Here is a 22,924-nt window from a genome sequence, read left to right as displayed (position 1 = left end):
GCTTGTTTTTACAATCTGCTTTTTTAGGCATAATTTCTTTAAGATACTAATAATGTCATTGTATCTTGATAATCTGAGCTTGTTAAAAATAGTTAGTGAATTGTGTTTAAAGACTGAAAGAGACTTGTATGCGACCAGAAGAACCTGCGCTCATGATTACCCACCTAGATGTATTTACCCTGTTTGCTTTTTTTGCAGGTTGGATAGGCTATAGCATTTTTGCTCAGTACCAATCTAAGCATTCAGATTGCTTGGTGAGTGTGCTGCATCAGTTTCGTGTTGCTTGGATGCAGCGTTTATTAAAGCGAGACAACCGTATTACGGATGCTTCAATCATGGCTAACCTTGAGCGTAGCAGTTTGTTTTTTGCATCTAGCTCATTGTTGATTATCGCGGGTCTTTTTACAGCATTTAACTATTCGGAAAAAGCACTTGGTATCATTGCTGACTTTAAATTGTTGAGCCCAAACTCCCAGCAAGAGTGGGAGCTTAAAGTAATTGTTCTCATCCTTATCTTTACTTATGCCTTTTTTACTTTTACTTGGTCGGTTAGGCAATATAATTTCTGTTCTGTTTTGGTGGGTAGCTCCCCATTAGCAACTGATAGAGGGGTGTCTGAAGAGGAAAGGGAGCATTATGCTCAACATATGGCCAAAGTGTGTAGTCTTGCTGCTAATCAATTTAATTATGGCTTGCGTGCCTTTTACTTTGCTCTAGCGTTTGCTGGCTGGTTTCTTGGGCCTTACTTTTGCTTGATAAGTATTCTTATTGTGATCGCGATTTTATATCGTCGAGAGTTTCGTTCAAAAACGTTTAAAACGCTTAACCGTGGGTTGTCAGTAAAAGATGCTACCTAAATTACCTGAGCGTTTATCGGAAAAAGAAAAGGCTGACTTTTTAGGCGGTTTTGATCAGGAGCCTGTAAACAGAACGGTTGCAGTTGATGATGATGTTTATCGTTACTTACTGAAGTCTTCAGTTAAAGAGCACCCAATTCTAAAAGATATAAGAGCTGAGACCTCTTTGTATCATATGGCGAGAATGCAAATATCTCCTGAGACAGGTCAGCTTTTATCTCTCTTGGTAAAAATGCAAAATCCTAAGCGTATTTTAGAGATAGGCGTTTTTACTGGTTACAGCACCTTGTGTATCGGCATGGCCATGTCAGGTGATGCTAGTATGTTGGCATTGGAAAAGAAACCTATGTGGTTGGATGTTGCTAATTCATATATCGAAAAAGCAGGTTTAGGTACTAGGTTAGAAACTCGTTTAGGAGATGCTATGGATAGTATGGCATCTTTGGTACAAGCGGGTGAGACATTTGACTTTGTCTTTATCGATGCCGATAAAGCGAATCAGCTGACTTATTATCAACAGGCAAAAGCAATGTTGAATCCAAGTGGTTGTATTGCTATTGATAATACGCTTTGGTGGGGGAATGTTGCTAAGGCTGAATTTGATGATAAAAATACCCAATATGTTCGCCAGCTTAATGACTTTATCATGCAAGATGATGAGGTGGATGTCAGTCTTATTCCTATTGGTGATGGGTTGAGCTTAATTCGCAAAAAAGACTGATTTTACCAAGGGGAAAGTGACTTGCCTTTCTCCTATATAGCTTAAATATTTGTTTTCCTCATTCAATTTATCTTTTTTTCCTTCTTGTCCTTGAAATCCTTTTCAACGTCTCTATCTAAAGTATCAAGATAGCAATTATGTAATTGCACTATTTTTTGAATTAATAAGAATTTATTTAGTGAATTCAAATCGTTAGGAGCGACTTGTCATATGACAACTGAAACACAAAAAGAAACGTTAGGCTTTCAAACAGAAGTAAAACAACTTTTGCATTTGATGATTCACTCTTTGTACTCAAACAAAGAAATATTTCTTCGTGAACTTGTCTCAAATGCTTCTGATGCTGTTGATAAGCTTCGCTTTGAGTCCGTTTCTAATGCTGAGCTATTAGCTCAAGATACAGAACTGCGTATTCGTGTTGAGTTTGATAAAGAAACTAATACTGTTGTTATTGATGATAACGGTATTGGCATGACACGTGATGATGCCATTAACAACTTGGGTACTATTGCTAAATCTGGTACGGCTCAGTTCCTAGAAAAGCTAAGTGGTGACGAGAAAAAAGACAGCCAGCTAATTGGTCAATTTGGTGTTGGTTTCTACTCTTCTTTCATCGTGGCAGACAAGGTTACGGTTGAAACTCGTTATGCTGCAGCGGCTGAAAACGAAGCTGTACGTTGGGTTTCTGATGGTTCAGGTGAATTTACAATTGAAACCATTGAAAAGGCTAGTCGTGGTACACGTATTATCTTGCATTTAAAAGCTGACGAAGCTGATTTTGCTGATAACTTCCGTTTACGTACACTTGTTACTAAATACTCTGACCACATTTCTATTCCAGTAGAAATGGAAAAAGTGGCTTATCCTGAATTTGATGAAGAGGGTAACCCTAAGCCTGTTGATGAGAACAAAGCGGTTGAATTTGAAGCAGTTAACTCAGCGAAAGCATTATGGACACGTTCTCGCTCAGAAGTATCTGATGAAGAATACCAAGAGTTTTATAAGCATGTATCACATGACTATACAGATGCTCTGAAATGGTCTCATAATAAAGTTGAAGGTAAGTTGGAATATACAAGCTTGCTATATATTCCAAGTAAAGCGCCTCATGATCTTTGGAATCGTGATATGCAGCGTGGCCTTAAGCTTTACGTTCAACGCGTTTTCATCATGGATGAAGCTGAAGCTTTCTTGCCGCCTTATATGCGCTTTGTAAAAGGTGTGGTTGACTCAAATGACTTGTCTTTGAATGTATCACGTGAAATTTTACAAAATGATCATGCTGTTGATTCTATGCGTTCCGCTTTGACTAAGCGTGTGCTAGATATGCTGGCTAAGATGGCTAAAAAAGAGCCTGAGCAATACCAGGCGTTCTGGGATGAGTTTGGTAATGTCCTAAAAGAAGGTCCAGCAGATGATATGGGTAATAAAGATAAAGTGGCCGCTTTATTGCGCTTTAGCTCGACTCATACAGATACTGAAAAACAGGATCAATCTTTAGCTGATTATGTTGCGCGTATGGGTGAAGGCCAAGATAAGATTTATTACATCTATGCTGAAAACCATAATACGGCTAAAAATAGCCCTCATTTAGAAATCTTGCGTAAGAAAGGCTTAGAAGTCTTGCTTCTTTCTGATCGTATTGATGAGTGGATGATGTCTTCCCTAAATGAGTTTGAAGGTAAATCTTTCCAAGATGTTACTAAAGGCAAGTTAGATATTGCTGAAGAAGAAACAGAAGAAACGAAAAAGCAGAAGGAAGAGCAAGCTGAGCAGCTTAAGCCTTTACTGGATCGTATGAAAACTGTGCTTTCTGAGCAAGTTGCAGAAGTTAACTCAACAGACCGTTTGACTAACTCTCCTGCATGCTTAGTAGTAGGTGAGCATGACATGGGCTTGCAAATGCGTCGTTTGTTAGAGCAAGCTGGTCAGCAATTGCCTGACTCTAAGCCAACATTAGAAATTAATCCTGAGCACCCAATTGTTGTTAAGATGGATGCTGAATCTGATGATGAGCGTTTTGCTGATATGACTTGGTTGTTGTTTGAGCAAGCTACCTTGTCTGAAGGTGGTCAATTAGAAGATCCTGCGACATTTGTTAGCCGTATGAATAAGTTAATTGTGCAACTAAGCCAATAAGCTAATTTGTTCGAACATCAAAACCCTGCTTAGTTTGCTAAGCAGGGTTTTTTTATGGAAAGAGTTTTATTATGTTTGAGTGTGATATAACTTATTTGAATTAATTTTTTATATGATACTTGTTTGCTTTATGTCAGTGTGTTTAATATCTTTCACACCTTATTAATTATTAGGCATGAATATATGAAGCTGCATCACCTTCAAGGCTATATCCAATCTGTCTATCTAGCAGAATATTCAGACAAGTTACTCTTGCTTGATGGCTGTAGTCGGGCAGATATTCCCATGCTAAAACGCTTTATTTGCAATGACCTTGCTAGACCTTTAACTGATTTAAAACTTGTTGTAGTGACACATATGCACCCAGATCATGCAGGCGCTGTGCATAAACTAAAATCTTTGACTGGCTGTAAAGTGGCGGCGTCTGGTGTATCGGGGCAGTGGTATGCTGGTATTAATGGTAAGTTGATGCATTTGACAGATATTCTTTTAGCAAAGTGGGTTGCTCATAGGCTTAAAAAACCGAATAGAAGCATTCGTTATCCGAGTAAACTTTATGCCGACTATCAATTAGAAGACGGAGATCTTTTGCCTGGGTTTACTGATTGGAAGGCGCTTGAAACGCAAGGACATACGGATAGGGATTTGTCTTTACATCATCTTCCTAGCGATAGGGTCTATGTGGCAGATTTAATGGTTAAAGTAAAAGGGCGCTACATTCCTCCTTTCCCAGTTTTTTATCCAAATCGATATAAGGCTTCATTGCAAAAGATTGTAAGCCTTAACCCTGCGACATTGGCGCTTGCTCATGGTGGCCTGGTTAAACCAACTAAGGATGAATATGACCATTTGATAGCTTTAGCGCCAAATGTGCCTAAAACGCATCTAAGAACGGTGAAAGCCTTTATTAAAAAAGTGTTTCAGAAATAAAAATAATAGTTTTTTGCTTTATCTGATGAAGGAGCTTTAGTTAAGGCTATGATGAATTTCAAAATAGGGTAAAATTCTGCTCTGAATTTATACAAACAGGGTTTTATCAAGATGCTTATTAAGCTTTTACGTAATGGCTTAGGCCAAATCATAATATTTGTTGATTGGGTTACTCGCCCCGCGAAAATGAAGCGCAGCTCTGAGGAGCAATCAAAAGTGGAGAAAGAAGCGCAAAGTCTGTCGCTATATCAGTTTAAGGCATGCCCATTTTGTGTGAAGACGCGACGTACTATGCATAAGCTTAATTTACCTATTGAGCTTAAAGATGCTAAAAATAATACGAATGATAGGCAGCAGCTATTAGAGCAAGGTGGAAAAATTCAAGTACCTTGTTTACGTATAGTTAAGCAAGGGCAAGACACTTGGCTTTATGAGTCAAAAGCAATCAATCAATATCTGACAGACAATTTTGCTACTTAATTAGCATTACCTTGCTTCTGACTGGAGATTAAGTTTAACCAAGTTCACATTCTGACATTTACTTTAGTCATGAAACTGAAAATTTGCTTGACCTATTTTGCTAGCCTGTTATGTTTAGTAACACTGATAACGCAATCAAAAGAGATTCTTAAAATGTCTAAACGACTAACTTCATTAAAACCAAGCAGCGCAAAGAAACCTAGTTTTCTAGCGACTCTGGTTGAGGTTTGTAATTAGTCATAAAATACATACCCAAAGCCCAGTCGCCGAACGCGTCTGGGCTTTTTTTTGGTTTAAAAATACTGGTAAGGAGTAGGTTATGTTCAGCGGTTCCTATACTGCAATGGTTACCCCATTTAAAAACGGCGAATTAGATGAAGTGGCGTTACGCCATAATGTTAATTTTCAAATTGAGAATGGTACACATGGTCTGGTGCCTGTTGGCACAACGGGCGAGTCGCCAACGGTAACTGAAGAAGAGCATAAACGCGTTATTCAAGTTGTGGTTGAAGAAAGTGCAGGGCGTGTGCCTGTTATTGCTGGTGCTGGTTCAAATAACCCTGTTGAAGCATTAGCCTTTGCTAAAGCTGCTGAGCAATCTGGTGCGGATGGTATCTTGTGTGTGGCGGGTTATTATAATCGTCCATCGCAAGAAGGTTTATATCAGCACTTTAAGTATTTGCATGACGCTACCGAATTGCCAATGATTATTTATAATATTCCACCTAGGGCAATTGTTGATATTCAGCCAGAAACCATGTTGCGATTAGCTGAATTACCAAGAGTTGTTGGGGTAAAAGATGCGACGGGTGACTTAGCGAGACCAAGCATCGAAAAGCATTTAATCGGTAGTGAGTTTAGCTATTTATCAGGGGAAGATCTTACTGCTATTGCTTACAACTCTGTTGGTGGTAATGGTTGTATTTCTGTGACTTCAAACGTTGCTCCTAAGCTATGTTTTGAATTGCAGCAGGCATGTTTACAAGGTGATTATGTTAAAGCGCAGGCAGTACATGAACAGCTAGTGCCTTTGCATCAATCTTTGTTTGTTGAACCAAGTCCCGCAGGGATCAAATATGCAATGTCTTTAATCGGCTTGTGTCAAGAAGATGTAAGGTTACCAATTGTCCCTTTACAAACTGACAGCAAAGAAAGAATTAAAGCGGCTATGCAGGCTCTCAACTTACTTTAGATACATACTCGATGAATAAAAGATTAGAATTTGCTAATTAAACTAATATTTTATTAATTAGTACTAAACTTTTGTAATTTTGAGTCGTTATAGTTTGTATAGAAGTTACAATTCACCGACAATAGTTTTGTTTTAAAACTAGCGCATGGCAAATGGAGCGTGTAATGAATAAGTTTAAAGTAGCCGGTTTGGCAATGGCATTAGGGTTATCTACTAACCTTTATGCTTCAGATTTTAGTTATAATTATATTAATATCGCGATGGGTAAAACTGATAGTAGTGATATCGATCCATCGTCATCTACAGGAGACTACTCTTCAATCTCTGGTAGCTTTATTTTTCAAGACGCCTTGTTTTTCAGTTTAGAGTCGACAACTTACAAGTTTGATGCGCAAGATGCTGAAACTCTTCAATTTGGTGTTGGTGCATTTACTGCAACAGGTAGCACAACAGACCTATATGGTGCTGTTCGTATTGCTAACTCTGAGGTTGGTGCTGTTGATGAGTCTGGTTTCCAGATTGATGTTGGTTTACGTAACCAGTTGACTAGCCATGTTGGTATTGATGGCCGTGTGAAATACCATGATGTGTTTGATGAATCTGGTATGGGTTATTTACTTGCTGCTCGTTACTATCCAGCGCCTCAGCTTTCTTTTGGTGTAGGTTATGAGTACATGGACTTTAACGAAAATGATATGAATACTGCTTTCGCTAATTTCCGTTACAACTTCTAATATTTTGTTTATAAATCGTTAGAAGTGAAAGACTTATGAAAAGTCGCTGGCGACCGCCAGCGACTTTTTTTATGCTCATTTTTTATTTTAAGGTGAGTGATAATGAAGTTAGTTACTGTGTTTTTGATGATAGGCAGTCTCCTGTTAGTAACAGGTTGCGCTCGAGTTGTGAAAAAAAGCCACGTGGGTCATCACAAGCCAGTTGCAAAGGTTGTGGTTGTACCTGTTAAACGATAGGTAAACTAATTTCAGCAGTAAGGCCTTTGTCTTGGTTATTAACGAGTTTAATCTTCCCACCATGATTTTGTATGATAGAGCGAGTTATCGCTAAACCTAATCCAGTTCCTCCCGTTTGTTGTCTGCTTTTATCTAATCTAACAAAGGGCTTAAAGACTTCTTCTAACTGGTTTTCTTCTATACCAGGACCTTCATCACGAATAAATATGCTGACATGAGAATCATGTTTTATTAATTCAATTTCAGCTTTAAAACCGTACCTAATAGCATTTTCAATCAAGTTGCAAAATGCTCTTTTTAAAGCAACAGGTCGGCATTTATAGAAGTAAGCTTGTGAAGGTGCTAGATGGGCTTCTTTTTTCTGAATAAGTAGATCTTGGCAAATTGCATCTAGTAAGGCGTTAATATCTATGAGTTGACTGGGTTCTGTTGATTGCTCTTCTCTAATAAAAGACAGTGTTGAGTCTGTAATGGACTGCATCTCATTAAGTGTATTCAGAAAGGCTTCTTGGGTTGGGCCTTCATCCATTAGTTCTGTTCTGAGCCTTAAGGTTGTAATTGGGGTTCTGAGATCGTGAGAGACGGCTGCAAGCATATTAGTTCGATCAGAAATGTACCTTTGCAGTCTGCTATTCATTTGGTTAAAAGCAATAGTTGCTGTTTTGATATCTTCAGGGCCAGCTTCTTTTAGTGGCTCAACTGACTCTCCGCAACCTAATTCCTTTGCTGCTTTAGTCAACTTAGCGAGAGGCTTGGTAATACGTCGAATCATAAAGATAGCGATAAAGGTTAAAAAAGCAGCTGTGATTGAAATTGAAATGACATTTGCTAATGGCCATAGTGGTGGGCTGATATGAAATCGACTAGCGACATTGAGCCAGCGACCATCTTTTAATTGAATAGCAATTTGACTCCACTCGAAGGTTTTATATTCTGAGTGACGATTATTTTTTCTGTAGCCATTTGCTTTTTTTGAATAATACTCTTTGTGTTCAAAATCTGGTTTTTTATTACTTTCTAAAACTAGCAAATTGCTGATACCGAAGCGTTTAAATTTTTCGATCAGCTGCTGGTCTAAGGGGGCATTTTTCAAAATCTTACTTTGCTCTGGTTTAGCGAACCAATAGTAAATATTCTCAGAGCTGACAGCATGTAGAATTTTTTTGTGCAGTTCTTGCGGGCTTTCTTCTAGAACTCGTACGGTTGATATAATACGGCTAAAGTTGCCTTTGCGATTGAGTACAGTGAGGGCTTCTTTTCTTTCATTAATTAAAATAAAGCCTGTTAAGACTTGGCTTAATAGTAAGGCGATTAAAAGCAGCCAAATAAATTGGCTAGCTAAACTGCGTGGGTACAGTTTGCGTAGAAAAGTGGTAATGGTTAATTTCTTTATAAAACTCACGTTTTTACAACCTCTTCAGTGAAGATGTAGCCTCCACCCCATACTGTTTTAAGGATTTCTGGTACTTTGGGGTCTGGCTCTATTTTCTTTCTAAGACGGCTAATTTGGTTATCAATACTTCTATCAAATACACCAGCAGCATGGCCTTTAGTCATCTCTGTTAGCTGGTCCCTGCTGAGAACATGCTTTGGGTTTTCTAAAAATACAGTGAGTAATCTAAATTCAGCACTACTTAAAGGGATCACTTGACCGGCTTGGCCTATTAACTCTCTTTTAATGGAGTTTAAACGCCAATTTAAAAAGTTAAACTGTCTAGCTTGTTGCTGATTCTCTCCTTGATAGGGCATGCTTTGAGAGCGTTTTACTAATGCTTTGATACGAGCAAGAAGCTCACGGGCACTAAAGGGTTTGGTAATATAATCATCTGCCCCCATTTCAATGCCAACTATTCTATCTGCTTCTTCACCCATTGCTGTAAGCATAATGACAGGAATAGAGGACTTCTCTCTAATTTTTCTACACAAGGTCAGGCCATCTTCTCCAGGCATCATTAGATCTAAAACGATGACGTCAAAGCTGCTTTTACTTAACTGTTGACGCATACTTTCTCCACCGTCTGCGGTTTCAACACGCAAACCATGTTTATGTAAATATTCTGCGAGTAGAGTTCTGATTTCTAAGTGATCATCAACAACTAAGACTCGAATAACATCGCTCATAAAACAAACCTAAAAATTTAATTAAGATGACTATTATAGAGATTTGCTTTAACAGAGTAGATAGTTGGATGTAATAAAGTTAGTTTAAGAAAGGATTTGATACATCTTGCGACAATTGAGGGCAAGATGTATCTAGTTTTGTCTTATGCGGCGTTTTGTTGTGGTTTTATCTTGCCTTCATAATGGGTGATAAAAGCAATGGCAAGAATAATAATGAAAGCACCTAACCAAAGCCTGCCAGGTGGAACCCATCCAAATACCAGCCAGCCTGCGAGTACATTAAGAGGGAGTTTTACATGGTCAAAAGGCTGTACAAATGAGGCATCAGCTATTGAGTAAGCTTTAACGATCGCCCATTGTGCTAATGCGGTAAAAATACCGGCGGCTAATAATAAGGTCCAAGTAAATGAGCCTGTAGGCATACTCCATTCTGGTAAGGCCAATAATAGGTTAAAGGGGCTAATTAGAACTAATAGGTAGACAACCATGGTAGTAGGAGAGTCGTCACTTGATAACTTTTTGACCATCAAAGAATAAATTGCCCAAAAGAAGGCGGCCCCAACAGGAAGAAGGGATGCGAGAGTAAAGTCATCACTCAAAGGTTCTAGAATAAGCATGGCGCCAAAAAAGCCAGCAAGAGTTGCGAAGCTTCTAGCTAAACCAACTTTTTCTTTCAAGAAAATACCTGAACCTAATGTTGCAAAAAGAGGTGATGTCATTAATAGAGCGATGCCTTGCCAAATCGGAATAGGATAGGCAAGAGCCCAAAGCCATAACTGAATGCCGATGACAGAAAAGAACACTCGTGTTATATGCCAGCCAAGTTTGTTGGTTTTGAGGGCTTGTTTAAGTCCAAGGCTTTTTAGCCAAGGTAGTATGACTATAAAGGCAATGCCATATTGAATAAAAGCGACGGTCGTTGATGCTATCTGAAAGTGAATACTTAAATATTGTGCAAGGCTATTTACTATGGCAAATGCTAGACCTGCAATAACCATCCATGAAGCACCTTGTACGGGTGTGTGTGAATATGCCACGCTTTATCCCTAATTATTGTTAAAGTGTTGGCATCATACCTTTATCTCGCTTTTGCTTCCAATCATTGCTTGTCTGGCTTGATAGTATTTAATAGCTATTACTCAAGCCCTGTTTCTAGCACAAGAGCTTCATCTAATTTATCTATTATTTCTAAAGGAATACCAGCGAGTTGCATGACTTTTTTAGGGATAAACTGCTTAATATCTTCCACGCTTCTATCACTCGATTTAGCACCGTTTAAATAATTAGCAAGGTTTAAAATAGCGCTTAAGGGTGTTGGTTCTTCATAGCCGAGCGGTCTTTTATATTGTTGAATGGCAAGCCCTAGTTCACTTGGAAACTTCCATAAGTCTAATAGTGCTTTACCTGCGTCTTGGGTAGTAAAGCTTAAGCGTTCCATTTCAGCAGCAATGCGTGAGGCTTTTTTGTCTTTAACAAGGCTTTGAATTTCCATGGCATCTTTGGGGGCTGCTAAGTGCAATAAAAGGCGTCCTATGTTGTAAATAATTCCAGCCGTAAAAGCGATATCTTCTTCAACTTCTTCTGTTTTCTGGGCTAGCCATGATGCAATTGTTGCAACCATAAAAGAATCTCGCCAAAACAGCTTTAAATCAAGTCCGTCAACATTCACTGCCGAGTTAGCCAGGCCTGAAGCGATAACAAGTGTATTTAATTTATCCATACCTAAAAGTACAACTGCTTCGTCAATTGAAGATACTTTTCTGGAAAGGCCAAAATGAGCAGAATTAACGAGTCTTAGGATTTTCAAAGAGAGGGTTTGATCTTGACCAACTTTTGCTGCAATGGCGTTGTAATCTGCATCAGGGTCTTTTAAAGCAATAATAAGTTCACGAACGACATCAGGTACATTGGGTAGCTTGTCTGTCTGTTGTAATAAATCTTTTACTTCCATTGGTGACCCTTTTTAAGCGTTAAGTCAGAGAAAAATCAAAGATGGTTCAGGCAGTATGGCTTTAGTTTTAAGTAAATAAAAGAGCTGTGTTTAAAAGCAAATTGTAAATTTTGATCTTTGTATTGGTTTTTTAGTAATGCGGCTTGCTTAAACCTATCTATTTTTAGTGATCAATCATAGCATATAAAAATAATCATAATTTAAAAATGTATACATATTTTGATTGTTATGACATTATTCCCATTCGCCTTTTAATTGGAGAAGTCATGTCTATTAAAAATGATTTGAGTTTGAGTGCTATTGTTGCTGGCTTCGTGGCTGTTCTTATTGGGTTTGCAAGCTCTGTAACCATTGTTATTCAGGCTGCTCAAGCAAGTGGTGCGAATACTAGCCAGCTAACCTCATGGATCACTGCGCTTGGCTTAGGTATGGGGGCGAGCTGTTTTACCTTATCTTGGTATTACAAAAAACCAATTATTACAGCATGGTCTACACCTGGAGCTGCGCTTTTAGTAACTAGTTTACAAGGCGTATCCTATGCAGAAGCGATTGGTGTTTTTGTTGTCACAGGGGCATTGATATTATTTGTTGGCATCTCCGGCTTATTTAATCGGTTAATGGCGCTTATTCCTTACCAAGTTGCTTGCGCTATGTTAGCAGGGGTTTTATTTCAATTTGCCATTGCAATATTTGATGGTATGACCAGTGAATTCACTCAAGTTTTTATTATGCTTGTCACCTATCTAGTGGCTAAGCGGTTTATGCCTAGATATGCCATTATTATGGTTCTTGCTGCCGCTTTATTGTTGATTTTTTACGATCAACCAAAGTTATTTGATACGGCTGCCAGTATGTCTTTTTCCAGTGAGTTGGTCTGGCAGTTACCTGTGTTTAGTTTTAAATCAATAATTGGGGTAGCAGTTCCCTTATTTATTGTCACCATGACTGCGCAAAACATGCCAGGCATTGTTGCTTTAAAGGCACATAATTTAAATGTATCTACCTCATCGCTTATTTCATGGACAGGAGTTACCACTTTAGTGCTGGCTCCTTTTGGGGGTTTTACCTTTAATCTTGCTGCGATTACAGCTGCAATATGTATGGGGGAAGAAAGTCATAAGTTGCCTGAGAAACGCTATATAGCAGGCTTGTCCGCTGGTGTTTTTTATTGCTTAGCAGGGTTAGGTGGAGCGGGCATAATAGCTATATTTTCTCTATTTCCACAAAGTCTTATTCTTGCTCTTGCAGGCCTTGCTCTATTGTCAACGATAGGCGTTAATTTAAAGGCGTCATTAGAGAAAGATAGTACTCGCGAAGCGGCTTTAATTACTTTTTTAGTTACTCTGTCTGATATTTCGTTTTTTGATATCTCATCAGCATTTTGGGGGATTTGTTTTGGCGTAATGAGTTTGCTTTTTATGACTAAGCTCAAAGGGTGAATAGGCTTAATATTCTATTATGAACGAGTGTTAAATTTTATAAAGTTCTTATTTAGCCTTGAATTCTTTTTTGTGAATATTAGACAATACAATTAAGTATATTTTTCACGGTGATTTTTTTGAGTAAAGATGTTTTAGCAAAATTAAAGGCTGATATTCGGTCCCAAAATTTACCCTTAGGGGTCCCTCTGAAGCAGGTAGATTTAGCAAAACGCTATGAAGTAAGTCGTATTCCTATTCGTGATAGTTTGCAGCAACTTTTAGCTGAAGGCTGGCTTGTTCCCCATGGTAAATGTGGTGTTATGATCCCTGTTTTGGTTCGCCATGAAGCAGAAGACCTTTATCGCATGCGTTCAGCTTTAGAGGTGATGCTATTAGAGCTGGCTCTTCCTCATTTAAATCATGCTATTTTAGGTAAAGCGAAGGACTACTTGAAGGCACTTGATCATAAAGATCTGACATTGCTTGAACGAGGTGAATTAAACTGGCTGTTTCATAAAACTCTCTACGAAGCCGCTAATCGCCCCACTTTATTTAAAGTCGTTGAGCAGCTCCATTCTCAAGTTGACCGTTATATTGGATTTCAATGTATTCCCCTCGATTACGATGGAAAAAGCCAATCAGACCATTATGAAATGCTTAAGCTATTGGAAAACCAAGAATATGAGTCGGCTTTAGAATGTTTACGTTCTCATATTGAAAAAGCAGGAGAATTGCTAATAACTTGTTTGCGTGACTAAGTGTAAAATAATGCTAAATGTCTAAATCTAAATTAAACTTATGTAAAAAGTGATACAACAAATATACAAGATATATCGTAAATCATTAATTAACTGTGGAATTTCAAACATTGCGCGCATTACAAGTACTCATTGCTGATGACTTTGAAAACTCTCGTCAGTCTATAAGAAAAATTTTATTATCCGTCGGAATTGAAAACATCCATGTTACAGCCACAGGGAAGGGTGTTTTAGATGAGTGCAAAACTAAAAAGTTTGACCTTATTTTATGTGATTATAATTTGGGCCATGGAAAAAATGGTCAGCAAGTATTAGAAGAAGTTAGGTCATTAGGTTATTTAAAGAGTACCGCCTTATTTGTCATTATTTCCGCTGAAACAAGTCGGGATGTCGTGATGGGAATTATGGAAGCAGGCCCAGATGAATATCTCACAAAACCATTTACTCAATCTGTTTTGGTTAAAAGAATTGAAAGGTTAGTTCAGCAAAATGGCGAATTGAGTGAGGTTAAAAAAGCTTTAGCTGATAAAAATTACGCTTCTGTTTTGACTCTATGTAATCAACTGATAAAAGTAGGCAGTCGCTATTCTGCTTGGTGTCGACGTAAAATGGCCGAAGCTTTTTTTGAAACTAGACAGTTTGATAAGACTAAAAGCCTTTGCCACCTAGTTCAATCTAAACGGGATCTTGATTGGGCTATGGTGCTAGAAGCCCAGGCGATGAAAGAAACAGGCTCAATGTTGGATGCTATTGTGCATTTAAACAAGGTTGTCGCACAGTTTCCAAACTGTATTAAAGCATTTGACTTGTTGGCTCAATATTTAGAAGAAAAAGGTGACTCAGAACAAGCTCAAGACTTTTTAGAAAGTGCAGTCGAGCTCTCTCCAAGAGTTATGACGAGGCAGCAATCATTAGTCAACTTAAGCTTGTCTAATGGTGACCTAGATGTTGCTTTAAGATCTAGCCAGCAAGCCTTAAAGTTAAGTGCTAATTCTTACTTTTCCTCTGCAGATCAATATCTTCAAGCTGCTCAAGTGATTTCAGAATCTATTATTGGTGATTCATCGGCAGATGCTCGGAAAAAGTCGCAAGATGCTTTTTCTATGCTGAATCAAATGACTAAAAAGTTCCCTGACGACGCCTCTACTCAACTTCATAAGATTCTAATTGAAAGTCAGGTATTTTCTTCACTTGGTAAGCGTGATCAAGCCAATCTTGCGTTGAAAGAAGCTAACGGTATGATTGAAGATCATGCAGGTTTATTAACACCAGAAATAGCTTTAGAAATGGGAAAGGTTTTGTATGCGACAGGTCAGCATGACGCTGCAAATGCAATGTTTGATCATATTTTAAATGGCGCAGATGTTGATAAAAGGCTAGTTGCAAAAACCTACGCATTTTTAGATGAGCCGGTCGGATTAACCGCTAGGTTAAAGGCTAAGCAAGATAACTTAGTCGGCTTAAGTTTCTATGAAAATAAACGTTATGAAGATGCCATTGTTGCTTTCAAAAAAGCACAAAAATCATCACCAATTCATCCTGGTTTGAATATGAACTTGGTCCAGACCGCTTTAAAATTAATGGAAACAACCGAAAGGCAGCAGAGTTTAATCGATATCTGCATTGATTCCCTTGATCGGATTAAGCATATCTCAGTACAACATAAACAGTTTAAGCGTTATCGCAGCTTAAAAAGCTATGTAGTGCGTAACTTTCAAGCTTAACTATAAGGACAGAGTGTGAATAATAAAGATTCTATGTTTCATAATGTCATGGCTTCAACGGTAAAGGACATGAATACTTCTCTAGCCATGTTGCTACAATCGTTTGAGGCAAATGGTGCTTTAGCTCAGCGTATGAGTGATGAGCATAAGCAGAGTTTTTCTAACATGCATTATGAGGTCGCTCGATTACAGAATAATCTTTTTCACCTGCATACCTTGTATCGTATTCAATATGAGCGTTTGCCTATCGTGCAGGAAGAGCATTTTGTGCATGAATTTTTAGAAGAGCAGGTGCTGAGTGTCAATGGCCTGTTCGTAATAGGCGATGTAAAAGTCAAAATTGAATGTTGTGAAGATATGAGCGCCTATTTTGATTTTGAATTAGTCAGCTCAATTATTATAACGGCTTTGGTTAATGCTAGCCGTTACACTAAAGACGAAGTAATTATCCGAGCTATCTCTCATGATGACGGTATACTTATCCAAGTGGATGATAATAGTCGAGGTTTCCCTGATACCATACTCGACAGGTTTAAAGAGGGAATTCAGGATAAAAGCGAAGAATTCAATGAGCAAGGTTTAGGCTGGCTTTATTGTAATGAAATTGCTAAATCACATGAGAACAGAGGGCGAGCAGGGTATGTCGCGTTAAGTAATGACAGTGTGTTAAGTGGTAGCCGCTTTGCTGTGTGGCTACCTTAAAGCTTCATGGGTGTGAGTTATTGAGGGATATAAATACTCAAACAAGCACCATTAAGGGAGCTCGAGTCAGTTTTAGTTATGTAACCTTCTTTGCCATTGTTGCTATGGGCTTGAGCAGATAACTCGGTAAAATAAAGGCCTAGGCCTGTGCTGCTATCAAGAAAGTTTTCTTCTTCATTATTTGTGTCAGAAAATCCTGGACCATCATCTTCAATCTGAAAGACGAGATAGTTATCAACTACTTCTGCTTTTAGTAGGATTTTGCTTTTAGCAAATCGTAATGCGTTATATACGCCTGTACTTATAACAGATGTCAGTAGTCTTTCATCAAAGTTGGCTAATAGGGATTCATCACACTCATAACTTAGGATTAAATGTCTCGCAGTTGCTGACTGACTTAATACAAAAACTTGATCATCTAAAAATTCGCTGACTTGCAAAGTGTCAGTTTGCAGATCATAGCCATCAGAAGCTAGTTTAAATAAGTATAAATATTCAACCCATTCATCGTTAAGTTGCTTGAGTCCTTCCTCAATGTTATTGATCTTTTCGACTTGCTCTATTGGGCCGTCAAACTCAGACTTTAATGTTTGGAGTTGGTACATAAGATTGCCAACGGCATTCTTACTTTCGTGAATTGAGCTGGCGAGTATGACGCTAATATCAACTTTCTTCACTTGACTCTCCCAATAGTGGTTCTAGTTTCTTTTTAAATCTATCTGATTCTGGTGCTGCAAGTCCCATCTCTACATCTTGTTTATAGAGTAAGTGCGCGCTTTTTGCCTGATTCAGTTTATCTTGGGTAATAAATAACTCAATTTCAATTTCATAAGCACCACTTTTGATCTTGGGATTATCACCAAATAGCTTTTGGATCTTTTTAAGCGTAATTTTAAAGTTATCAACTTGTCGGTTTGATAATTCATGCTCTTTTGCAATACCTATAAATGATTTTAGGTGTTGGAAATAGATACTACTATCGCTATATATAGAGTGTTTTGCTAAGAAAACAGCTCGTCTAAATGACATTTCTGAGGTTTCAAAATCATTAAGTTCAGCACTTAATTCACCTAATTCTATTTGACGTAAAATAGCTTTCGGTGATTTTGCAACAGCATCAATTAAGGTTGCTTGAGCTTCTTCTTTTTTGTCTAGTTTGACTAAACACTTAGCGAGCCAGTCATACGCATTAACAAAAAAGCGATTGTCAAGCATAAGTTGTCTAAATCTGCTTTCAGCTTCTTCATAATTACCTTTAAAGAAATAAGCTTTAGCTAAGCCAAATAGTGCCCATGGCATTTTTCGTTCTTTTAGTGCTGTCTGAAATAGATCTATGGCATTGTCATACTGCTTAAGTTCTAAAAAGCATTCACCTTTAATTCTTGAACATTTAGATTCTAAAAATGGGTGCTCTTCAACGACCTTAACGGCTTCCTCTATGGCTTGCTCATATTTCTTTTGATCAAGAGCGTGGTTCACTTCATAGAGTTTTTGCTTGCTCTCTACGAGTTTAAGTAATCGTCTTTGAAGCAGTGCTTGCGAAAAAGGTTTGGAAATATAGCCGTCAGGTTGATATTCAATTGCACCCATAACCATTTCAATTGAAGTTTCTGCGGTAACCATTAAGTAGGTAGAAGTATTCGGGATGAGGTTTGAATGGCGTACTTCTTCTAATAGTTGCTGGCCATCTTTACCACTGCCTAAGTTGTAATCTGATAATACAACATCGTAGGTATTGGACCTTAGTAGTTCTATGGCAGACTCGGCCTTCATAGCCAATTCAATTTGTTTAAAACCAAAGTCAGTTAGCATCTTTTTCTGTAAAATCCTAGCTTCAGCCATATCTTCTATGAGAAGTGCTCTTTGGTTTGAAAAATCAATTTCTGCCATATTTTTCCACTTATATCGTGTTTTTAATAATGTGATCCAGGTGTTTCTAACATACTGGAAAACACCTCATCTTCTTCAGAATGAGTTTGTGCTATTGCATAAGTACCTGATGCCCATTCACCTAGATCAATCAGCTTGCATCTCTCGCTACAAAAAGGGCGATACTTGTTTTCTTTGTGCCAAACTGATTTGCCTTTACAGTTAGGGCAGCTAATTTCTTTGACTGTTTCTGTGTTAGTTTTCATTAAAATTATTAATAATAAATTGGTTTAATTCATCGACTTTAGCATTCAAATCACTGATATTTCCAGTGTTTTTAATTATAGTATTAGCAAGTTCTGATCTATGCATATCTGATATTTGGTTGTCAATAATTTTATTTGCAAGCTCTTCAGTGCAATTGTCTCTTGCCGTGACTCTTTGTACTTGTACTTCTCTTGGAACGCTAATTGCGATGACATAGTCGCAACGTTTGTTTTGTTCAGTTTCAAATAATAAAGGGTGAACTAATAGAGCATACTTGCTATCGGCAGCAAAAATTAATTCTTCAATGCGATTATGAATTTCTGGGTGCGTTACTGATTCAAGCCATTGTTTCTCTGCTTTATCCTCGAAAACTATCTGGCGTAATTGCCTTCTATCTAGTTGCTTATTTTCGAGTAAAATACTTTCGCCATAACGTTCTGTAATTGCTTTTAGGCACTTGCTACCTGGTTCTACCACTTCTCTGGCAACATCATCAGCATCTATGCTAATAATGCCAAGCTCATTGAATAACTTACTTATGGTTGATTTACCTGAACCAATGCCACCTGCTAAACCTACAACAATTTTTTTGCTTTCTTCTGTCATATAATATTAGTACTGATTTGTAATGAAAAAATTTAATAAGGCTGCAAAACAAAGAAATGGCCCGAAAGCAAGGCTTTGATAGCGTCCCTTCCTACTCAAAATAGCATACATAACGCCTGCGATACTGGCATAAAAAAGGATGTAGAATAAACTTTCTACGCCTTGCCAAGCTCCTAGGGCTGCTAATAATTTAGCATCGCCTAAGCCTATGGCTTCTATCTTCTTAAATATCAAATATAGCTGACGTATTGAGACAATACATAAATAGCCTAGCATCATGCCAAATACTGCTTCTTTCATTGGTATTGCGTTTTCCATCATATTATAGATTAAGGCAATTCCTAGAAGTAGTAGATTTAGTTGATCTGGTATCCACTGTACCTTCCAGTCAATAACGGAAATGCAAATTAGTAAGCAAAATAGACAGGTTAGTATTAATAGCGAGAGCCAACTGCTACTTATGTAAAGTAAAGGGAGGCAGATTAACAGACTCGCTAGTTCAGTTAAGGGGTAGGTTATAGCTATTGTGCTTTTGCAGTATCGACACTTACCTCGGGTACTAAGAAAGCTCAATATGGGGATGAGGTCATAGAACTTTAGAGTATGCTGACATTTAGGACATAGTGAACGGCCAGAATGAAAAGAGGGTGGTGGAGAGTCATTAAATGTCAAATTTAGAAACTCATGGGCTTCTTTGCGCCATATAAACTCTTCGTACTTTGGTGTTCTGCTAATGTAGGCGGTCATTGCGCTACCTAGACAGAGGCATATGAGTAGGTATAGTGAAATGGAGATGATAGTTAATTCCAAAAGTGAGCTCTCATTGAGTGTTAGTTACCCTATATTAATCAGTGGTAAGTAAATGCTTGTTAGGGTCTTGCTGACAAAAATAGCAGCAATGATTAAGCCAATTATTGGGCATAGTTTCTCAACGATAGCTAGACTAGCTTGCCACCTTTGATGGTGAATATGTGTTGCAGACTCTATTGCTCTAATAATATCACCTGAATGGCACGATGCTTCTAAGGCTAACAAAGATTCTTTTGGAAACCAATAAGTTGGAAAGCTCTCTAGATAGCTATCTCCTAACCTTAGGTGGTAATAAGTAAGTAGAAGTTCATCTTTAAGTTTAGGGTTAGAAAAGTTTTTAGGTAATAAAGTAAGCGCATTTTGTAAATGATTACCTGTACTTAAGGAGGCTTTTAATAAGCTGAATAACTTGTTAAGCCTAAATGCTTGATAATAATTTTCTGTTAAATTAATCATTAAACTTGATTGAAATAAAAGAAATACAATGAACTGCGTGCAAGTGATAGAAACATAAAGGCTAATGCTAGGGAGTAAACTAATCAGCTCAACGGCATTTAAAAAGGAGCTGGCAAGCCAAATAATCAAGGATAGTTGAATAACAAAATAGGGGTAAATGAGGCTTTTTTGTAAACGTTTTATCCAGCTTCTTAGTTGAGCGATTTGTTCGTGCAGCAAGCTTAAGTTTTGTATGAGTTGCTCGCTTGTGCTGTTTTGGATAAATAAATCGCAGTATCCATGCAAAGATACTTCAACTAACGCTTTGAAGCAGGTGTTAAAGGGTACTCCCATACTGATTTCGTCATTGATAGCATGAGCCACTAATGAAACTTTAGTTTTTTTATGGTTGTGGCTTAAGTAAGTTAATACTTCTTGTAATTTTAATCCTGCTTCTAGCCCTTTTAATAGTTCAGATAAAAAGCTGATAAGTTGCTTACTATCTAAAGGTTTAATCTTTATTTCTTTAATTTTAATAGACCACTTTTTTTGGTTGAAATGATCTAAATAGGCACTTTCCAAAGAAGGGTAGAAGCGAATGCTTTTTACACCATTATTTTCAATGCTGAGCCAAGGCATATTATTATTCCTGCTTGTTTCCAATAAATGACCAGAGAGTGTTCGTTTGGGTGAGGTCCTTATATTGGGTAGGTCTGTTTTCGATGCTCCAATTTGGCGTCGCTCCGAAGAATATCGGTTTAGCGTTAGCGCAATCAAAGTACATTTTTTGATGTAAAATTAAACGGATTACACTACTGAATGCGAAAAAATCGACCTGCCATGATTGCATTCTATGTATAGCATCAATCACAGAGTTACTGTGTAAGGTAGCGAATACCATGTGGCCTGTTAAAGCTGCAGTTATTGCAAGCTGAGCGGTTTCAGCATCCCTTAATTCACCAACCAAAATAACATCAGGGTCTTGTCTCATAAAAGATTTGAGTAGGCTTGTGTGAGTAATATTAATGGCGAGCTGAGGCTCACATTGGAAATAATTATCTACTTCGTATTCAATGGGGTCTTCGATGGTAAAAATAGCCTTGTTACATTTGTTTAGCTTTTCTAAACAAGCGTAAAGTGTGGTTGTTTTTCCCGCGCCAGTTGCCCCACATACGAGAAATAAACCACTATCTTGTAATAACGCTTTATTTATTTCTTCTGATAATTCGTGTGGTAGGTTGAGCTCTTCTAACTGCCTGATTTTATTTTGGTGCAATAAACGTAACGCAATCTTTTCACCTTTTTGTGTCGCAATAATACTGACGCGAATGAAAAACAACCTTTGGTTAATGCTGTATTTGAACTGACCTTCTTGGGTGCGTCGTGTTTCAGAAAGATCTAAATTTGCCATGATTTTTAGACGATTAATCAGATTCCCCGGAGCTTGTCGTAAAAATACATTGAGCTTCCCTGCGACTCTAAATAGAACTTTGTACTCTTTTTCTTCAGGGCAAAAGTGGATATCTGTAGCTTGCATTTCTGTCGCATGTTGAAAGATCTCTTCTAACATCATCATAAACTTTCATCCCCATCATCTTCTTCAGTGGTTGAACAATGGCTGGGTAGATAATCTGAAGTTAGCGTCGAGAGACAAGACCAATTAGCACTATCGCTACGTGAAAAAACAAAATAGTGGCCAGCATCAAGGCCAGGAAGTGTGTTTAGCGTGATTTTTAAATCACCCGAAATACCATCAATATTATCGATCAGTATCTCATCTATATGCTTATCTGTGCTGGCACTAATAAGCCAATCCTCGAATTCAGCGTTTGTTGGAAAGTTATCATTGATCATGATGAACTCTTCAATTGCTGCTTGGTTCTGATTCGCTAAATTATGTACTGACACTAGATTGGCTTTAGCGACTTGCCGAGTTAACTTGGGAGCGCTAAGGCTTGCTAGAATCGAAATGATTGCTATCACAATCATAAGCTCAACAAGCGTAAAGCCGTTCATTCTCGATGAATGGGCCAAGGGGGGTCTTATTTCCATTATTTCCTCCATGAAATTTGGAAATGCTATATTAAAGGCGCTTTAGGCTCATCCTTAAGCTTAATTCGCCTGCTTTAAACTAATTGGTAGAAGTGCGTTTTGTTTGTGTTATCGCTTTCTACATCTTTATAAGGGTTTATAGTCTGTTTATCTTGCTGTGTCTGGTTAAAGTTTGACTTATTTTGATTTGAGTCCTGTTCACTCTCTTCTGCTATTTCTTTGGCTAATTCTGTTCTTGCTGTATTAATCGATCGTTGAGCCTCAGAGGCAATGCTTCTATCTTGAGAAGAGGGCTCCTGTGGCGCTAATGCAGCACGATATACCTGTTTCATTTTATCGATCGTTGCTTGTGGATTATTGGCAATAACGCTTAGATCTATGGATACTTGGCCATTAATCGCATAGCGGCTACCATTTGGCCCTGTTTCATATTCATATTGGGGCGCGCCAGCGTGGGGGCCACCTACACTTGCGTGAGCTCTTTCATGGTTTTTGACTTCTTGGTCCCTACGCCTTAGTTGCTCGACTTCTTTTTGTTCAGCGTCACTTAATCCTTGCTCAATTTGAAACTTACTTTGAGGCTGGATTTGCGGCTTTTTTTCATATACGAGCTGAGATCCACGGTGCTGATGTGTGTCAGATGCTCTATTTGCTAAGTCCTGTTCAGCATGATTATGTTGAGAGAGATGTCTACCTTGCTCAGATAAGGTGACAAAACGGTTGTTTTCATTGAGAGGTGTGCTTTGACTGGTGGCTTGTTTCGATAACGACTGGTTTGCCAGCTGCTGATCGGCCTCAGATTGATTCTGGGTCGTTGCAGATGGCATTTTAGTGAATGCTTCAATGGCGTGAGGGATGCTCATAGACATAAAACAGCTCGTCAAAAACTTAGTGACTAGTACTTATTATAATGTCTGA

General features: G+C 38.1%; 24 protein-coding genes. 11 read left to right on the top strand and 13 right to left on the bottom strand.

Features of this window, described 5'->3' with window-relative positions; genetic code table 11:
- Positions 1-128: 128 nt before the first annotated feature.
- The 7 genes from TW85_RS14225 (at position 129) to TW85_RS14195 (ending at position 7,053) form a co-directional block, all read left to right on the top strand.
- Entirely contained in the window at positions 129-857 is a 729-nt protein-coding gene (locus TW85_RS14225; RefSeq protein WP_046017801.1) for a DUF599 family protein, read from the top strand.
- A complete protein-coding gene (locus tag TW85_RS14220) occupies positions 847-1,578 on the top strand; it encodes a class I SAM-dependent methyltransferase (RefSeq protein WP_046017800.1) in 732 nt (243 codons plus the stop codon). Before TW85_RS14225 ends, TW85_RS14220 begins: the two co-directional genes overlap by 11 nt.
- A 210-nt stretch (positions 1,579-1,788) precedes the next feature.
- Complete coding sequence (gene htpG / locus TW85_RS14215; protein WP_046017799.1) at positions 1,789-3,717, top strand: molecular chaperone HtpG; 1,929 nt, start codon at positions 1,789-1,791, stop codon at positions 3,715-3,717.
- Positions 3,718-3,900: 183 nt separating this feature from the next.
- Complete coding sequence (locus tag TW85_RS14210; protein WP_046017798.1) at positions 3,901-4,647, top strand: MBL fold metallo-hydrolase; 747 nt, start codon at positions 3,901-3,903, stop codon at positions 4,645-4,647.
- A gap of 111 nt (positions 4,648-4,758) precedes the next feature.
- Complete coding sequence (locus tag TW85_RS14205; RefSeq protein WP_046017797.1) at positions 4,759-5,127, top strand: glutathione S-transferase N-terminal domain-containing protein; 369 nt, start codon at positions 4,759-4,761, stop codon at positions 5,125-5,127.
- A gap of 319 nt (positions 5,128-5,446) precedes the next feature.
- Positions 5,447-6,319, top strand: a complete 873-nt coding sequence (gene dapA, locus TW85_RS14200; protein ID WP_046017796.1) for a 4-hydroxy-tetrahydrodipicolinate synthase — start codon at positions 5,447-5,449, stop codon at positions 6,317-6,319.
- Between the two features lie 164 nt (positions 6,320-6,483).
- Positions 6,484-7,053 carry a hypothetical protein gene (locus TW85_RS14195; protein WP_046017795.1) on the top strand — a complete coding sequence of 190 codons (570 nt, stop codon included), beginning with the start codon at positions 6,484-6,486 and terminating at the stop codon, positions 7,051-7,053.
- A gap of 226 nt (positions 7,054-7,279) precedes the next feature.
- Here the strand turns inward: TW85_RS14195 and TW85_RS14185 are convergent, their stop codons facing one another.
- From TW85_RS14185 to TW85_RS14170, 4 genes are all read right to left on the bottom strand, one after another.
- Positions 7,280-8,692: an ATP-binding protein gene (locus TW85_RS14185; protein ID WP_046017793.1), complete on the bottom strand. Its 1,413-nt coding sequence runs from the start codon at positions 8,690-8,692 to the stop codon at positions 7,280-7,282.
- Positions 8,689-9,411 (bottom strand): response regulator, encoded by a 723-nt coding sequence (locus tag TW85_RS14180; protein ID WP_046017792.1) that lies wholly within the window; start codon positions 9,409-9,411, stop codon positions 8,689-8,691. Before TW85_RS14180 ends, TW85_RS14185 begins: the two co-directional genes overlap by 4 nt.
- Before the next feature lie 143 nt (positions 9,412-9,554).
- A complete protein-coding gene (locus TW85_RS14175) occupies positions 9,555-10,448 on the bottom strand; it encodes a DMT family transporter (protein ID WP_084616328.1) in 894 nt (297 codons plus the stop codon).
- A 98-nt stretch (positions 10,449-10,546) separates the two neighbouring features.
- Positions 10,547-11,362, bottom strand: a complete 816-nt coding sequence (locus tag TW85_RS14170; protein ID WP_046017790.1) for an HDOD domain-containing protein — start codon at positions 11,360-11,362, stop codon at positions 10,547-10,549.
- A 266-nt stretch (positions 11,363-11,628) separates the two neighbouring features.
- Between TW85_RS14170 and TW85_RS14165 the strand changes: the two genes are divergently transcribed.
- The 4 genes from TW85_RS14165 (at position 11,629) to TW85_RS14150 (ending at position 15,967) form a co-directional block, all read left to right on the top strand.
- The gene (locus TW85_RS14165; RefSeq protein ID WP_046017789.1) at positions 11,629-12,801 is read left to right on the top strand and encodes a benzoate/H(+) symporter BenE family transporter; all 1,173 of its coding nucleotides are present in this window, start codon (positions 11,629-11,631) and stop codon (positions 12,799-12,801) included.
- Positions 12,802-12,920: 119 nt separating this feature from the next.
- The gene (locus TW85_RS14160) at positions 12,921-13,541 is read left to right on the top strand and encodes a GntR family transcriptional regulator (RefSeq protein ID WP_052702223.1); all 621 of its coding nucleotides are present in this window, start codon (positions 12,921-12,923) and stop codon (positions 13,539-13,541) included.
- Positions 13,542-13,651: 110 nt separating this feature from the next.
- The gene (locus TW85_RS14155) at positions 13,652-15,265 is read left to right on the top strand and encodes a tetratricopeptide repeat-containing response regulator (protein ID WP_046017787.1); all 1,614 of its coding nucleotides are present in this window, start codon (positions 13,652-13,654) and stop codon (positions 15,263-15,265) included.
- Between the two features lie 15 nt (positions 15,266-15,280).
- Entirely contained in the window at positions 15,281-15,967 is a 687-nt protein-coding gene (locus TW85_RS14150; protein WP_046017786.1) for a HAMP domain-containing sensor histidine kinase, read from the top strand.
- A gap of 17 nt (positions 15,968-15,984) precedes the next feature.
- Here the strand turns inward: TW85_RS14150 and TW85_RS14145 are convergent, their stop codons facing one another.
- The 9 genes from TW85_RS14145 to TW85_RS25530 form a co-directional block, all read right to left on the bottom strand.
- Entirely contained in the window at positions 15,985-16,644 is a 660-nt protein-coding gene (locus TW85_RS14145) for a HAMP domain-containing sensor histidine kinase (protein ID WP_046017785.1), read from the bottom strand.
- Complete coding sequence (locus tag TW85_RS14140) at positions 16,631-17,857, bottom strand: response regulator (RefSeq protein WP_046017784.1); 1,227 nt, start codon at positions 17,855-17,857, stop codon at positions 16,631-16,633. Before TW85_RS14140 ends, TW85_RS14145 begins: the two co-directional genes overlap by 14 nt.
- A 23-nt stretch (positions 17,858-17,880) precedes the next feature.
- The gene (locus TW85_RS14135; protein WP_046017783.1) at positions 17,881-18,102 is read right to left on the bottom strand and encodes a DNA gyrase inhibitor YacG; all 222 of its coding nucleotides are present in this window, start codon (positions 18,100-18,102) and stop codon (positions 17,881-17,883) included.
- Positions 18,092-18,709, bottom strand: coding sequence for a dephospho-CoA kinase (gene coaE, locus TW85_RS14130; protein WP_046017782.1), 618 nt, complete (start codon positions 18,707-18,709; stop codon positions 18,092-18,094). Before coaE ends, TW85_RS14135 begins: the two co-directional genes overlap by 11 nt.
- Positions 18,710-18,715: 6 nt before the next feature.
- Positions 18,716-19,456 carry an A24 family peptidase gene (locus tag TW85_RS25980; RefSeq protein WP_084616326.1) on the bottom strand — a complete coding sequence of 247 codons (741 nt, stop codon included), beginning with the start codon at positions 19,454-19,456 and terminating at the stop codon, positions 18,716-18,718.
- Between the two features lie 87 nt (positions 19,457-19,543).
- On the bottom strand, positions 19,544-20,593 hold the full coding sequence (locus tag TW85_RS14120; RefSeq protein ID WP_046017781.1) for a type II secretion system F family protein: 1,050 nt from the start codon (positions 20,591-20,593) through the stop codon (positions 19,544-19,546).
- 4 nt (positions 20,594-20,597) lie between these two features.
- Positions 20,598-21,530 (bottom strand): ATPase, T2SS/T4P/T4SS family, encoded by a 933-nt coding sequence (locus TW85_RS14115; protein ID WP_238326220.1) that lies wholly within the window; start codon positions 21,528-21,530, stop codon positions 20,598-20,600.
- Entirely contained in the window at positions 21,527-22,006 is a 480-nt protein-coding gene (locus tag TW85_RS14110) for a pilin (protein ID WP_162197501.1), read from the bottom strand. The genes TW85_RS14115 and TW85_RS14110 overlap by 4 nt, the downstream gene beginning before the upstream one ends.
- Positions 22,007-22,080: 74 nt before the next feature.
- On the bottom strand, positions 22,081-22,875 hold the full coding sequence (locus TW85_RS25530; RefSeq protein ID WP_052702215.1) for a putative metalloprotease CJM1_0395 family protein: 795 nt from the start codon (positions 22,873-22,875) through the stop codon (positions 22,081-22,083).
- Positions 22,876-22,924 lie beyond the last annotated feature (49 nt).

It is taken from the genome of Marinomonas sp. S3726, assembly GCF_000967665.1.
Classification (GTDB): Bacteria; Pseudomonadota; Gammaproteobacteria; order Pseudomonadales; family Marinomonadaceae; genus Marinomonas.
This window is presented reverse-complemented; position numbering and strand designations above follow the sequence as displayed.